Origin of the sequence: Pseudomonas sp. S3(2024) (assembly GCF_036861315.1) — a bacterium.
Taxonomy (GTDB): Bacteria; Pseudomonadota; Gammaproteobacteria; order Pseudomonadales; family Pseudomonadaceae; genus Aquipseudomonas; species Aquipseudomonas putida_A.
In genome coordinates, this window is the sequence record NZ_JAZAQQ010000017.1 from 26,685 (window position 1) to 40,503 (window position 13,819).

The 13,819-nt window shown below is 59.7% G+C and carries 14 protein-coding genes; 2 read left to right on the plus strand and 12 right to left on the minus strand.

The features are described from left to right. Nucleotides 1–39 precede the first annotated feature (39 nt). The 8 genes from VLA07_RS26070 to puuE form a co-directional block, all read right to left on the minus strand. Nucleotides 40–825 carry an outer membrane protein OmpK gene (locus tag VLA07_RS26070; protein ID WP_027613346.1) on the minus strand — a complete coding sequence of 262 codons (786 nt, stop codon included), beginning with the start codon at nucleotides 823–825 and terminating at the stop codon, nucleotides 40–42. Nucleotides 826–1,198: 373 nt separating this feature from the next. Beyond that, entirely contained in the window at nucleotides 1,199–1,984 is a 786-nt protein-coding gene (locus VLA07_RS26075) for an outer membrane protein OmpK (protein WP_027613345.1), read from the minus strand. A 159-nt stretch (nucleotides 1,985–2,143) separates the two neighbouring features. Next, entirely contained in the window at nucleotides 2,144–3,496 is a 1,353-nt protein-coding gene (locus VLA07_RS26085) for a nucleobase:cation symporter-2 family protein (protein ID WP_041068823.1), read from the minus strand. Nucleotides 3,497–3,689: 193 nt separating this feature from the next. After that, nucleotides 3,690–5,012, minus strand: coding sequence for a urate hydroxylase PuuD (locus tag VLA07_RS26090; RefSeq protein WP_247269664.1), 1,323 nt, complete (start codon nucleotides 5,010–5,012; stop codon nucleotides 3,690–3,692). A gap of 51 nt (nucleotides 5,013–5,063) precedes the next feature. Beyond that, entirely contained in the window at nucleotides 5,064–5,567 is a 504-nt protein-coding gene (locus tag VLA07_RS26095) for an ureidoglycolate lyase (RefSeq protein ID WP_027613342.1), read from the minus strand. 117 nt (nucleotides 5,568–5,684) lie between these two features. Continuing rightward, nucleotides 5,685–6,680, minus strand: coding sequence for an allantoicase (gene alc / locus VLA07_RS26100; RefSeq protein WP_007960036.1), 996 nt, complete (start codon nucleotides 6,678–6,680; stop codon nucleotides 5,685–5,687). An 88-nt stretch (nucleotides 6,681–6,768) separates the two neighbouring features. Then, nucleotides 6,769–7,284, minus strand: a complete 516-nt coding sequence (gene uraD / locus VLA07_RS26105) for a 2-oxo-4-hydroxy-4-carboxy-5-ureidoimidazoline decarboxylase (RefSeq protein WP_064586706.1) — start codon at nucleotides 7,282–7,284, stop codon at nucleotides 6,769–6,771. Then, a complete protein-coding gene (gene puuE / locus VLA07_RS26110; RefSeq protein WP_039769896.1) occupies nucleotides 7,281–8,207 on the minus strand; it encodes an allantoinase PuuE in 927 nt (308 codons plus the stop codon). Before puuE ends, uraD begins: the two co-directional genes overlap by 4 nt. Nucleotides 8,208–8,629: 422 nt before the next feature. Here puuE and uraH point away from each other — a divergent pair, with 422 nt between their 5' ends. Further along, nucleotides 8,630–8,983, plus strand: a complete 354-nt coding sequence (uraH, locus tag VLA07_RS26115; protein WP_003223171.1) for a hydroxyisourate hydrolase — start codon at nucleotides 8,630–8,632, stop codon at nucleotides 8,981–8,983. A 192-nt stretch (nucleotides 8,984–9,175) separates the two neighbouring features. Here the strand turns inward: uraH and VLA07_RS26120 are convergent, their stop codons facing one another. The 3 genes from VLA07_RS26120 to VLA07_RS26130 form a co-directional block, all read right to left on the minus strand. Beyond that, entirely contained in the window at nucleotides 9,176–9,802 is a 627-nt protein-coding gene (locus VLA07_RS26120; protein WP_003223174.1) for a LysE family translocator, read from the minus strand. A 90-nt stretch (nucleotides 9,803–9,892) separates the two neighbouring features. Next, a complete protein-coding gene (locus VLA07_RS26125; protein ID WP_027613339.1) occupies nucleotides 9,893–11,242 on the minus strand; it encodes an NCS2 family permease in 1,350 nt (449 codons plus the stop codon). A gap of 318 nt (nucleotides 11,243–11,560) precedes the next feature. Then, a complete protein-coding gene (locus tag VLA07_RS26130) occupies nucleotides 11,561–12,007 on the minus strand; it encodes a MarR family winged helix-turn-helix transcriptional regulator (protein ID WP_333992439.1) in 447 nt (148 codons plus the stop codon). A gap of 82 nt (nucleotides 12,008–12,089) precedes the next feature. On the opposite strand from VLA07_RS26130, the gene VLA07_RS26135 reads away from it, so the two are divergent. After that, nucleotides 12,090–13,256, plus strand: a complete 1,167-nt coding sequence (locus tag VLA07_RS26135) for an aminotransferase-like domain-containing protein (protein ID WP_333992440.1) — start codon at nucleotides 12,090–12,092, stop codon at nucleotides 13,254–13,256. A 162-nt stretch (nucleotides 13,257–13,418) separates the two neighbouring features. Here the strand turns inward: VLA07_RS26135 and VLA07_RS26140 are convergent, their stop codons facing one another. Beyond that, nucleotides 13,419–13,790: a glutathione S-transferase N-terminal domain-containing protein gene (locus VLA07_RS26140; protein ID WP_247269669.1), complete on the minus strand. Its 372-nt coding sequence runs from the start codon at nucleotides 13,788–13,790 to the stop codon at nucleotides 13,419–13,421. Between the last annotated feature and the right edge of the window lie 29 nt (nucleotides 13,791–13,819).

Sequence of the window (13,819 nt, forward strand, 5' to 3'; positions counted from 1 at the left end):
CTCGCGAAGGCGTCCTTGCAGACGCCAGCGATACCAGGATCAGAAGTGGAACTTCACCAGGAAACTGGTCACGTTCTGATTGGTGGTGAACGCACGGGTGTCGTCGATCCCGTACTTGTCTTTCCAGTAGTCGTATTCAACACCGACATACAGCTGCTTCTCGCCGAAATTCAGCGCCTTGCCCAGGTCGTATTTGACCTGTGGGTTGAAGTGCAGGTTGGCGTGGTATTCGCCTTTGCTGTTGACGTCGTTGTCGACCACCCAGTCCATGAAACCGTCGATCAGGATGTTCGAGTCGCCAACCGGAATGGTGTAGGACCAGACCGGGGTGATCTGCCAGACGTTGTCACCGGCGCGCGAGCCTTCGGTGTGGCGCTGGTAGAAGTTCAGCTGGAAGTAGTCGAAGCCTGGAATCGCCAGGTCAAAACCCGGGCCGATCAGGTACGACTCGACGTCGCCTTCACCGAACTCGTAAGTCATCGCCAGCAGCACATCCTTGACCGGACCGAATTCGATCTTCTGGTCGAGGATCTTGCCCAGCGACAGGCGTGGGCTGAATTCGCCATAGTAAGTGTTGTTGCCGACGCCGCCATCCGGCTTGCCGTTGTAGAAGATCTTGTCGACGAACAGGAAGTTGTCCCCGTACTTCCAGGCATCGGCGTGCTCGAAGGTGACGGTCTGCTGGATCGCCGGGTTGACCTTGAAGTCTTTGCCGTAGAGGTAGGTCAGGCTGTTGTTCTGCCATTGCAGCAGGCCGTCGGCCATGGCCTCGCCGCCGGCCAGCATCGATCCCGCGAGCATCAGGCTGGTGCACATACGTTTCATTCGGTTGCTCCCAAAGTAGGTGTTCCACGTTTATTTTTTTAAGATCGGCGCTCTGGTGTGGCGCCTTTTTTCGTCGCTGCAAAAGTCATCCGATCGGTCAGCTTCGCTGGTGATAGCAAGAGCTGGGCCAACGCTTTCGAAAAGCAAAAAAACGCCCGTTCGGCTGCTGAAAAACAGTCGATTGCGCGTGTTTTCGGGATGCCTCGGTACTGACCGGGGCCGGGATAAGTTGGCTTGTCGGTCAGGAATTAAATCCGGGCTTTTTTTTAGACCGAATTCAAGAGGCCGCGGAGAATACTGACTCCTCGGCCAGCTCTCAAGTGCCCCGCAACAGAGCACCGACGACAGGTATGGGGCACGGTTGCGGGCCATCTCAGAAGTGCACCTTCACCAGCAGGCTGGCGGTGTTCTGGTTGGTGTCGAGGTTGTGGCTGCTTTCGACGCCGTATTTGTTCTTCCAGTAGCTGTATTCGGTGCCGACGTACAGCTGCTTGTGGCTCCAGCCGAGGGCTTTGCCGAGGTCGTATTTGATCTGCGGATTGATGTGCAGGTTGGCGTGGTAGGTGCCGCGCGAGTTCTGGTCGTTGTCGACGACCCAGTCCAGATAGCCGTCGATCAACAGGTCGGAGTTGCCCAGCGGCACGCTGTAAGACCAGCCCGGGGTGATCTGCCAGACGCCGTCGCCGGGGCGCGGGCCTTCGGTCTGGCGACGGAAGATGTTCAGGGTCACGTAGTTGAAACCGGGCACTTTCAGGTCGAAGCCGGGGCCGATCAGGTAGGCCTCGCTGTCGCCTTCGCCGTACTCGTAGGTCATCGCCAGCAGCACGTCCTTGATCGGGCCGAATTCGATTTTCTGGTCGAAGATCTTGCCGAACGAGAAACGCGGGGTGAATTCGCCGTAGAAGGTGTGCGGGCCTTTGTTGCGGTCTTCCTGACCGTTGTAGAAGATCTTGTCGACGAACAGGAAGTTGTCGCCGTACTTCCACTTGTCGGCGTGCTCGAACGTCACCGTCTGCTGGATCGACGGGTTGATCGCGAAGTTCTTGCCGTACAGGTAGCTCAGGCTGTTGGTCTGCCACAGCAGTAAATCGCCGGCCATGGCCTGACTCGCGGCCAGCAGGCCGCCACTCAACAGAACGCTGGTTTGCGTGCGAATCATCGGTTGCTCCCTCTTGTTTTTATTGTTGAGGCAGGGTGTTGCACAGTCCCTGTGGGAGCGAGCTTGCTCGCGAAAGCGGTGTGTCATTCAACAGTGATGTTGACTGACATGGCCTCTTCGCGAGCAAGCTCGCTCCCACAGGGGTAATCGGTAATGCTGTTAATGTGCGTGGCAGTCGTTGATCGCTGCGCGTTCGGCGCCGCCGAGGATGTTGAACAGCAGATTCAACGTCAGCGCGCTGAGCGTGGCCATGGCGATGCCGCTGTGGGTGATCGGGCTCATCCACAGCGGCAGATGCGCGAAGAACTCCGGACGCACCACCGGGATCAGGCCCATGCCGATGCTCACTGCCACCAGCAACTGGTTGCGACGGTCACCGATGTCGGCCTCTTGCAGGATCTTGATCCCGGTGGCGGCGACCATGCCGAACATCGCAATAGCCGCACCGCCAAGGACCGCCGGTGGAATCGACGCGACCAGGAATGCCGCTTTCGGCAGCAGGCTCAGCACGATCAGCAAACCGCCGGCAACAATGGTCACCGAGCGGCAACGTACGCCGGTCATCTGCACCAGGCCGATGTTCTGCGCGAACGAGGAATGGGTGAACGTGTTGAAGAAACCGGCGACGAACGAGGCGCCGGCATCGCACAGCAGGCCGCGCCGCAGCATCCGTGGGCAGACTTCCTGACCGGTGATTTTGCCCAGCGCGAGGAACATCCCGGTGGACTCGACGAAGATGATCACCACCACTAGGCACATCGACAGGATCGGCGCCAGTTCGAATTTCGGCATGCCGAAGTGCAGCGGGGTGACGAACTGAACCCACGGCGCGTTGGCCATGCCGCTCAGGTCGACCATGCCGATCGCACCGCAGAGCACGTAGCCCAGGCACATGCCGATCAGCACGGAAATATTCACCCAGAAGCCGCGCATGAAGCGGTGGATCAACAGAATGGTCGCCAGTACCAGAGCGGCGATGGCCAGATAAATCGGCGAGCCGAATTGCGCCGCAGCGGCACCGCCACCGGCCCAGTTCACGGCCACGGGGAACAGCGACAGACCGATCGAGGTGATGACTGTGCCGGTCACTAGCGGCGGGAAGAAACGCACGACCTTGGACATGAACGGCGCGATGAGCATGCCGAAGAACCCAGCGGCGATGGTTGCACCGAAGATCCCTTGCAAACCGATACCGGGCATCCCGGCCATGGCGACCATGCTGCCGACGGCCGCGAAACTGGCGCCCATCATTACTGGCATGCGGATGCCCATCGGGCCGATCCCGAGCGACTGGACGATGGTGGCGATACCGGCGACCAGCAGGTCGGCGTTGATCAGGAAGGCAATTTCTTCACGACTCAGGCCAGCGGCCTGTCCGATGATCAACGGCACCGCGATGGCACCGCCGTACATCAGCAGAACATGTTGCAAACCGACCAGGATCAGTTGCAAAAGGGGCAAACGCTGAATGGCGGGTGCGTCGGGGATGCGCGCTTTGGACAGCTCGGACATGCAACACCTCGGATCTTTTTTATTCTTGTGATTGAACAGCTGTCGGGTTGCTCACAGCTGTTTCTTTGCATCAGGTCTGTGGCGAGGGAGCTTGCTCCCGCTGGACTGCGTAGCAGTCCCTGCTCTTCAGGCAAAGAGAGGGGCCGCTCCGCGACCCAGCGGGAGCAAGCTCCCTCGCCACAATTTGTGTTGCTTAGTTGGTCTGGGCTCCCTGCGCGATCCATGCACCGATCAGGTCACGTTCCTGCTGGGTCATCTGCGTGATGTTGCCCAGTGGCATGATCTGCGTGGTGATGGCTTGCGCCTGGATCCGCGCCGCGTTCTGGCGGATCTGCTCGGGGGTGTCGAACATCACACCGGCGGGCGCCGCGCTGAACAACGGGCTGGTCGGTTTGGCCGAATGGCAGACCGCGCAGCGCTCCTGGATCACGTTGTGCACCTTGTCGAACGCAGGACCTGCGTTGGACGCTTGCGCCGGTGCCGCAGTAGGGGCAGCCGGAGCGGCTGGCGCTGCAGGTGCCGCCGCTTCAGCCGGTTTCGCGCCACCGCCCAGTGCCGTTTCCGGCAATGGCTGGTACTCGATTTTTGCTGGCGCCTTGGCCACGTCCGGTGCGGTCGGCATCGGCGCAGGGCCGGTGACGTACGCCAGGGTGATCATGCCCACCGCTGCCACAGGCAGGGTCCAGGCAAACTTGTGGCTGTCGTGACGGGTGTTGAAGTAGTGACGCACCAACACCGCCAACACCGCGATCCCGGCCAGAATCAACCAGTTGTACTGGCTGCCATAAGTGCTCGGGAAGTGGTTGCTGATCATGATGAACAGCACCGGCAGGGTGAAGTAGTTGTTGTGACGCGAACGCAGCAGGCCTTTGGCCGGCAGCGCCGGGTCCGGCGTGCGGTTCTCGGCAATCGCCGCGACCAGTGCACGCTGGGCCGGCATGATGATGCGGAACACGTTGCCGACCATGATGGTGCCGATGATCGCGCCGACGTGCAGATACGCACCACGACCGCTGAACACCTTGCTGAAGCCATACGCCGCGCCGATGATCAGCACGAACAGGATGAAGCCGAGCAGGGCGGGTTTCTTGCCCAGAGCCGAATCGCAGAGGAAGTCGTAGATGAACCAGCCGGCGATCAGCGAACCGATGCCGATGGCCACGCCTTCAGGGCCGGTCAGGCCGCTGCCGGGTGCCACGAGGTAGAGCACGGGGTTGGAGTAGAACACCACGCACAGCAGCGCGATGCCCGACATCCAGGTGAAGTAGGCTTCCCATTTGAACCAGTGCAGGTTCTCCGGCATCGACGGTGGGGCCAGTTTGTATTTTTCCAGGTGATAGATACCGCCGCCGTGGATCGCCCACAGATCACCGGCCAGACCGGTTTTCGGGTTGACGCGGTTGAGGTTGTTCTCCAGCCAGACGAAGTAGAACGACGCGCCGATCCAGGCCACGCCAGTGATCATGTGAACCCAGCGCACGCTCAGGTTCAGCCATTCCAACAGATGTGCTTCCACAGTCTTTACCTCTCGCCTGTCACTCTTGTTGTCGAGTGATCAGACCTTCTCTTATTGGTGGGGGGCGAGGATCAAACGCTCATCCTCTTTGAAAAAATGCTCATCGCAGTTGTTGCCTGTGCCACTGCGATCAACCACCAGGAAGTCATCCCGCTTTTCGATCGTCAGCACCGGGTGGTGCCAGACGCCGCGATGGTAATTGATGCCCTGCCTGCCGTTGGTGACGAAGGCGCGGACCAAGCCTGATACAGGTACATCGCCAAGTGGCGCGACCACGATCAGAAAGGGGTTGCCGAGCAGCGGAATGAAAGCCTGGCTGCCCAGCGGATGGCGTTCCAGCATGCTCACGGTCAGCGGCATGTCCTGCGCGTCGGCGCGGAAGATGCTGATGATCGCGTTGTCCTCAGGCGTAGCGGTTTCGACCGTCGCCAGTTTGTGGAAGCGCATGGTCGAACCGTTGTTGATCATGAAGTGGTCGCTGCCGTCGGTTTCGATCACGTCACCGAAGGGGGCGAAGGCTTCTTTGGTCAGCGGTTCAATCGTTAGTGTGCGCATGCTGTTCTTTTCCGAATTCTGTGTTGACTGTTCTGACGCCTTCGCGAGCAGGCTCGCTCCCACATTTGGAATGCAGTCTCCTGTGGGAGCGAGCTTGCTCGCGAATGGTCGCGCCGCTTACTTCGCTACCTTGCCGAGAACGCGCAGGCGACTCACACCACCATCCGGGAACACGTTCAGGCGGATGTGGGTGATCGGGCCCAAAGCCTTGATCTGCTCGACGAAGGTGTGTTCGGCGTGCATTTCCAGCTTCTGGCTTGGCAGCAGTTCACGCCAGAACAGCGACTGGGTTTCGATCTGGCTGTCGGTGCCGCCCTTGACGAACGCGCCCTGGATCGAGCAGGTGTCCGGGTAGTTGCCCTTGAAGTGCAGGGTGTCGACGATGATTTTTTCGATCTCGCCCGGGTGGCCCAGCGCGACGATCACCCAGTCATTGCCCGGGGTGCGACGACGTGCGGTTTCCCAGCCGTCGCCCATGTTGATGCCACGGCCCGGGTTGAGGATGTTGCTCATGCGGCCGAAGTGTTCGTCGGAGCAGGCGAGGGCGCGGCCACCGTTAAGGGCTGCGGCCAGATCGACTTGTTCATTGTCGCCAACCGCCGACCAGTCGCGGAACGGAATGCCGTAGACGCGCAGACGGGCGACACCGCCGTCCGGGTAGATGTTGAAGCGCAGGTGGCTGAAGGCTTTGTCGTTGCTGATTTCGTGGTAGTGGTGGCTGTTGCCTTGCAGTTCGACGGCCGACAGCACTTCAGTCCACTGGGTGTTTTCGTCCGGCTCGCCCGAGGCCAGGAAGCACGCTTCCAGCGAGGCCGATGGCGGGAAGTTGCCGGTGAAGAATGAGGTGTCGATGTCCACGCCCTTGATCGAACCCGGTACGCCCAGACGGATCACCGCGCTGTCGTAGCCTTCAAAGCGCTTGCGACGCGATTCCCAGCCGTCCATCCACTTGCCGTTGTCGTCGAACACCCCCTCCTTCCACACGGCCGGGGTCGGCTGAAACAGACGATTGGCGTCTGCGAACCAGTCATCGGTGACCGAGATGATTTTGGTGCCCAGACGGGCATCGGCCAGGTTGACGAACTTCTCGAAAGGTACGGCGTAAGCTTTCATTCTTCTTGTCTGCCTTTAATAAGTTGGCTGGGGATGCTTGCAAGACCCTGGGTACTCTCCGCGTCTGATGTACTCGGGTCAGGCTTCGCTAAAGAGTCAGTAAACGGAACAGGGCGATCTTGTTGATCTCCGCCAGCGCGCATTTGAATTCGGTGTCGACCGAGTTGTGAATGCGCGTTTCGAACGCCGCGAGGATCTGATGCCGGTTGCTGCCTTTTACCGCCATGATGAAGGGAAACTTGAACTTGGCCTTGTAGGCGTCGTTCAGCTCGGTGAAGCGCTGAAACTCTTCGGCCGTGCATTGGTGAATACCGGCGCCAGCCTGTTCATTGGTGCTGGCTTCGGTCAGTTGGCCCTGGACGGCGGCTTTGCCGGCCAGGTCCGGGTGAGCGTTGATCAGTGCCAGTTGACTGGCGTGATCGGCGCTCAACAGGATGTCGCTCATGCGCTGGTGCAGGGTTTCGATCTCGTCGATCGAAGCGTCCACGCCCAGGTCGTAGGCCTTCTCGGCCACCCATGGCGAATGTTCGTAGATGTCGGCGAAGGCTTTGACGAAAGCGTCGCGGCTCAGGCTCGACGGTTGCAGGGTTTGAAAGCGGCTCATTTAGCGGCCCCTTGGTACGGATGGGTTTCGTGCCAGTGACGCGCGATGTCGACGCGACGGCTGAACCACACCTGTTCATGACTTTTGGCGTATTCGATGAAGCGCTTGAGCGAGGCCAGACGCGCCGGACGGCCGATCAGCCGGCAGTGCAGACCGATCGAAAGCATCTTCGGCGCTTCGGCGCCCTCGGCGTACAGTACGTCGAACGCGTCTTTGAGATATTCGAAGAAATCGTCGCCCTTGTTGAAACCCTGCACCTGGGTGAAGCGCATGTCGTTGGTGTCGAGGGTGTACGGGATCACCAGGTGCGGCTTGCCGGTCGGGTTGTTCGGTTCCCAGTAAGGCAGGTCGTCGTCGTAGGTGTCGCAGTCGTAGAGGAAACCACCTTCTTCCATCACCAGGCGCCGGGTATTCGGGCCGGTGCGGCCGGTGTACCAGCCCAGTGGGCGCTCGCCGGTGAGTTCGGTGAGGATGCGGATCGCTTCGAGCATGTGCTCGCGCTCCTGCGCCTCGTCCATGTACTGGTAGTCGATCCAGCGGTAGCCGTGGCTGCAGATCTCGTGACCGGCTTCAACCATCGCGCGGATCACGTCCGGGTGGCGCTGGGCGGCCATGGCCACGGCGAAGATGGTCAGTGGAATGTCGAATTCCTTGAACAGTTTCAGGATCCGCCAGACGCCGGCGCGGCTGCCATACTCGTAAAGCGATTCCATGCTCATGTTGCGTGCGCCTTGCAGCGGTTGAGCAGCGACCATCTCGGAGAGGAAGGCTTCGGATTCTTTGTCGCCGTGCAGAATGTTGCGCTCGCCGCCTTCTTCGTAATTGAGCACGAAGGACAGGGCGATGCGCGCGTTGCCCGGCCAGTGTGGGTGAGGAGGGTTACTGCCGTAACCGATCAGGTCGCGTGGGTAGTCAGCGCTCACTGCAGTCTTCCTTCTTATTCGTTGACAGGTTTGTGTAACGGCCTGCACAGGCTGGCGTCACAGCGATGGGCTGATTGTATACAACTTTACTCGCAATTTGTAAGCCTGAATTTTCGCATTTTTCACCGACTGTCATCTTTTGCTGCTAATGGCGTAAACCTGCAAGAAACCTGCCTGATCAGTCAGCTAATGGCTGTGAGGTTCAATAGGCAGGCGCTTGAGGGGTAGATCAGGGGTAAACGCCCGAATGGCGGGGGTGAGGTGAAAAATGTCGTTTTTATTGTGTACAATTTTTTTGAAAAGTGTCTTAATCAGTCGCTCGCCGCAACTTTTCGTGCTCCGAATCGGTGCGGTCTCCTTTTTACCTGACTTCGGGAGGCGCGAAGTCTGACTGCATCTTTGCGGCCAGGCGCGCAGAATCAATGGGACGTTTGACAACACACGTTTTGGACGCTGCACACGGTTGCCCGGGCAGCTCGATCAAGGTCGAGCTGTACCGCGTTGAAGGCTCGCACCTGGAATTGGTCGCCAGTGCGATAACCAACAGCGATGGCCGGGTCGATGCGCCGCTGCTGCAAGGCGATGACTACCGCACCGGGGTCTATCAGGTGCAGTTCCACGCCGGCGATTACTACCGCGCTCGTGGCGTGCAACTGCCGGAGCCGGCGTTCCTCGACGTGGTGGTGCTGCGTTTCGGCATCTCCGCCGAACAGGATCACTATCACGTGCCACTGCTGATTTCGCCTTACAGCTATTCCACCTATCGGGGCAGCTGACCCCCAAGCAGCTGCCCCCACCGGGAAGCGACTGCGCATATAGCTTCTTTGGTCTTTCGCCCGCTCACACTGCGGGCTTTTTTTCGCTTGGAGGAAAGTGCTGTCTGGTCTGACGCCATCGCGAGCAAGCCCGCTCCCACTTTGGAATACGTATACCCTGTGGGAGCGGGCTTGCTCGCGAAGCTTTTGCTGTCAGCGGCTCAACAGCGACGCTGCACCGGCACCACTGAACAACCCGGCACTCACCCGATTGAACCAGCTCTGTCCCTTGCCGCTACGCAGATAACGCGCCGCACCATGCGCGCCCAACCCGTAAGCGAGTTTGCAGCACAGGTCGAGCACCACCCACGTCGCAATCATGATCAGCAACTGCGGCAGGAACGGCTGTTGTGCGCTGAGGAACTGCGGCAGAAACGCGGCGAAGAACAGAATGTCTTTCGGATTGCTCGCACCCAAGACAAACGCACGCCCGAACAGTGTGCGAAAGCGTGGCACTGGTGCGGCTTGTGGCACTTCGGCACCGACCGCTGGTTGACGCGATTGCTGCCAGCTCTGCCAGGCGAGGTAGAACAGGTACAGCGCGCCGACGATTTTCAGGGCGCTGAACAGTTGTTCTGACGCCAGCAGCAGGGCGCCGAGCCCCAGCGCCGAAGCACTGAGCAGGCAGATCGAGGCGATCACGCCGCCGAGAAATGCCGGGTAAGAGCGGCGCAAGCCGTAGTTCAGACTGTTGCTGATCATCAGCAATGACAGCGGCCCCGGAATCAGGATCACCACCAATGCCGCGCCGCTGAACAGCAGCCAGGTTTCCAGACTCATCACTTTGCTCCTTTTTTTGTTGTACTCAAGAATGTGCAAAAGCCCCACCCGCGAGGGTGAGGCTGGTTTGACGCTTGAACCGCGTGACGCTTACAAGAAGATGAACTTGGCGATAAAGATCGCGCAGAGCACCCACAGGCTGACGGAAATTTCCTTGTACTTGCCGGTACCGGCCTTCAACGCCACGTAGGTGATGAAGCCCAGCGCAATGCCATCGGCGACCGAGAAGGTCAGCGGCATCATGATCGCAGTGACGATCGCCGGGATGGCGTCAGTGGCTTCATCCCATTCGATGTGCGCCATGCCGCCCATCATCAGCATCGCGACATAAATCAGCGCACCGGCGGTGGCGTAAGCCGGAATCATCCCGGCCAGTGGCGCGAAAAACATCGCGGCTATAAATAGCACACCCACGGTGACTGCGGTAAGACCAGTCCGACCACCAGCGGCTACGCCAGCGGCACTTTCCACATAGCTTGTTACCGGAGGGACACCGACCACCGCGCCGAAGACGCTGGAGGCGCTGTCGGCTTTCATTGCTCGGGAAAGGTTTTCGATACGCCCGTCAGCGTTCACCAGATTGGCGCGCTGGGCCACTCCCATCAGGGTGCCGGCGGTGTCGAACATGTGCACGAAGAGGAAGGCCAGCACCACGCTGATCATGCTGACGTTGAACACGCCCGCGACGTTCATTGCCATGAAGGTCGGCGCCAGGCTTGGCGGGGTCGACATGATCCCTTCGTAGTGCACGATGCCCAGGCCCCAACCGGCGAGGGTCACGGTGATGATGCTGATGAGAATCGCACCGAAGACTTTGTGGTAGCTGAGGATCGCGATCATCAGGAAGCAGATCGCCGCCAGCAGCGGGCCGGGTTCACGCAGGGAGCCGAGTTTGATCAGGGTGGCCGGGCTGTCGACGACGATACCGGCGGTTTTCAGACCAATCAGCCCGAGGAACAGGCCGACGCCAGCGCCCATCGCAAAGCGCAGGCTGACCGGGATGCTGTTGAGCAGCCATTCGCGAATCCGCGAGAAGGTCAGGATCATGAACAACACACCGGAAACGAACACCGCACCAAGCGCGGTTTCCCAGTTGTAGCCCATGGTGCCGACCACGGTGTAAGTGAAGAAGGCGTTGAGGCCCATGCCCGGTGCCAGGCCCACCGGCCAGTTGGCGTACAGGCCCATCAGCAGGCAGCCGAGCGCGGCGGCGATGCAGGTGGCGACGAAGGCTGCACCGTGATCGATCCCGGCATCGGCCATGATGTTCGGGTTGACGAAGATGATGTAAGCCATGGTGATGAAGGTTGTCAGACCGGCAATCAGCTCGGTCTTCACCGTGGTGCCATGCAAGCTGAGTTTGAAGATGCGCTCCAGCACGCCTGTGCGTAAGGGCGGCGAGAGTTCCAGCGTCGATGCTTCGGATTTGCGGCTTTCCACAGCGAGTACTCCTCAAGAGTTTTATTGTTATTTCCAGGGCCGGACCCATGAGGGGTGGCAGCAGCCCTTTGAGGCATACGCGAATTTGTTGACCATGCGGTCAGGAACTCGCACGCAGTGGATTATGCTTTTGTGTACAAATAAAGCAAATATTGTTTTTGGTTTTGTTTACGAAAGGTCAGGCGATAGGGATATATCGCCCGTGCAGGCCCCTTCGGGAGCAAGCCCCCTCCCACAGTGGAACTCCAGTGGCCCCGAATCATGGGTAATCAGCAGAGCCCTGTGGGAGGGGGCTTGCTCCCGAAGAGGCCAGTCCAGTCAATCGAGAAGTGACTGAGTGTTCCCAAGTGCCATATTCACCGCCAACCACCCATTCACCGCCGCCTCCCCAGCCTCAGCAAACACCCGCTCGAGCAATTTCACCTGCTCACGCCGCAACGCCCGCTCAAACTTCTCACCTTCAGTAGTCAGCTCCAGCAGGCGCTTACGCTTGTCTGCCTCCGACGCCACGCTCTGCACCAGATGCATTTCCTGCAGCTGGCGCAACGGCATGTTCAGCGCCTGTTTGCTGACGCCGAGCAAGCCCAGCAATTCCTTCACGCTCAAATTCGGATAACGCGCGATGAAGAACACAATCCGCTGATGCACCCGGGACAGGCCGCGCCGCTCGAGCATTTCATCCGCTTTGGCGGTGAACGCCTGATAGCCGAAGAAAAACGCTTCCATCGCCTGTTGCTGACTGGCGGGGTTTTTAAGGTCAAGCATGTTGACGTACTCGCTCAAGCTGTCGTAGTTTCAGTCAACCAGTTTGACTCATTTTTCCCAAGCCTCGCTACCGGTGACTCCCATGGCTTTTTCCGAACGTGTTTCGCGCCTTAAAAGTTCTCTGATCCGTGAAATCCTCGCCGCCGCCCAGCGCCCGGAGGTGATGTCGTTTGCCGGTGGCCTGCCGGCGGAAGCCATGTTGCCGAAAGTCGAATGGGCGGACATGCCGCTGTCCCTCGGCCAATACGGCATGAGCGAAGGCGAGCCCGCGCTGCGTGAAGCCTTGGCGGCGCAGGCGCGAGCGTTGGGTCTGGAGTGCACGGCGAGTCAGGTGCTGGTGGTCAGCGGTTCCCAACAGACTCTGGATCTGGCAGCCAAGTTGTACATCGACAAAGGCACCGAAATCCTGCTGGAGGCGCCAACCTACCTGGCCGCGCTGCAGATCTTCCAGCTGTTCGGCGCCGATTGCCTGACCGTGCCGCAAGAGGCTGACGGCCCGAATCTGGCCGAACTGCGCAATCGTCTTGAGCAACATCGCCCGGCGTTCATCTACCTGATCCCGACGTTCCAGAATCCGTCCGCCGTGCGCTACAGCGAAGCCAAGCGCGCCGCCGTCGCCGCATTGCTCGATGAATTCGGCGTGACCCTGATCGAAGACGAGCCGTACCGCGAACTGACGTTCGATGGCGGCAGCGCCAAACCGATTGCCGGGCGTTTGCAGAAAGCCAGCTGGATCTACACCGGCACCGTGTCGAAAACCCTGCTGCCGGGCCTGCGCGTCGGCTACCTGATCGCCAGCCCGGACCTGTTTCCGCATTTGCTCAAGCTAAAACAGTCGGCGGATCTGCACACCAACCGCATCGGCCAGTGGCAGGCGCTGCAATGGATCGGCAGTGAAAAATATCAGCAGCACCTGAGCGAGTTGCGCGGCTTTTACCGGCAGCGGCGGGATGCTTTCCAGTCAGCGCTGGAAACGCACTTTGCCGATCTGGCGAACTGGAACATGCCGCAGGGCGGGTTGTTTTTCTGGTTGACGCTGAAGCAACCGCTGGATACGCGAACCTTGCTCAACGAGGCGCTGGCCAATGACGTGGCGTTCATGCCGGGCGAGCCGTTCTTTCCCGAACCGGATAAAAACCTTGGGCATCTGCGTTTGAATTTCAGCCACATCGACCCGGCGCGACTGGATGAAGGGTTGAAGCGGTTGGCGGCGGTGGTGAGGCAGGCGCAACTAGACAAAGCAGCCTGAAAAAAACAAACCGGCTCGAGGGCCGGTTTACTTTTGGGGATTTGCTTTGGCTGGGAGGGCCTCTTCGCGAGCAAGTCCGCTCCCACAGTGGGCTGTGGCGTTCACAAAACCTGTGGGAGCGGGCTTGCTCGCGAAGGCGTCAGTGAAAGCACTCAATCAATATCAGACCGCAGCAAACCGCTTATCCAGATAATCAATGATCACCTTGGACTCATACATCCACGTCGTCTGCCCATTCTCTTCAATGCGCAGGCACGGCACCTTGATCTTGCCGCCCTGGTCCAGCAGGGCCTGGCGATCCTGTTCATTGTTCTTCGCGTCCTTCAGTGCGACCGGCACATTCAGGCGACGCAGCGTACGACGGGTTTTCACGCAGAACGGGCAGGCGTGGAACTGATACAGGGTCAGGCCTTTGGCGGCGGCGTTGACTTGCGCCTGTACCTCGGCCGGGCGCTGTTTCTTGCCCGGACGGGTGATGAAGTCGATGAAGATGATCAGTTGGCCAAGGCCGACACGAAGCGCTTTTACGAACACGTTGAAAGCCTCACGGTGCAAAGAGAGAA

Coding starts and splice junctions, on each gene's coding strand:
- VLA07_RS26075 (WP_027613345.1), bottom strand. CDS start 1,984: ATGATTCGCACGCAAACCAGCGTTCTGTTGAGTGGCGGCCTGCTGGCC.
- VLA07_RS26070 (WP_027613346.1), bottom strand. CDS start 825: ATGAAACGTATGTGCACCAGCCTGATGCTCGCGGGATCGATGCTGGCC.
- VLA07_RS26085 (WP_041068823.1), bottom strand. CDS start 3,496: ATGTCCGAGCTGTCCAAAGCGCGCATCCCCGACGCACCCGCCATTCAG.
- VLA07_RS26130 (WP_333992439.1), bottom strand. CDS start 12,007: ATGCTTGACCTTAAAAACCCCGCCAGTCAGCAACAGGCGATGGAAGCG.
- VLA07_RS26095 (WP_027613342.1), bottom strand. CDS start 5,567: ATGCGCACACTAACGATTGAACCGCTGACCAAAGAAGCCTTCGCCCCC.
- VLA07_RS26135 (WP_333992440.1), top strand. CDS start 12,090: ATGGCTTTTTCCGAACGTGTTTCGCGCCTTAAAAGTTCTCTGATCCGT.
- VLA07_RS26120 (WP_003223174.1), bottom strand. CDS start 9,802: ATGAGTCTGGAAACCTGGCTGCTGTTCAGCGGCGCGGCATTGGTGGTG.
- uraH (WP_003223171.1), top strand. CDS start 8,630: ATGGGACGTTTGACAACACACGTTTTGGACGCTGCACACGGTTGCCCG.
- uraD (WP_064586706.1), bottom strand. CDS start 7,284: ATGAGCCGCTTTCAAACCCTGCAACCGTCGAGCCTGAGCCGCGACGCT.
- alc (WP_007960036.1), bottom strand. CDS start 6,680: ATGAAAGCTTACGCCGTACCTTTCGAGAAGTTCGTCAACCTGGCCGAT.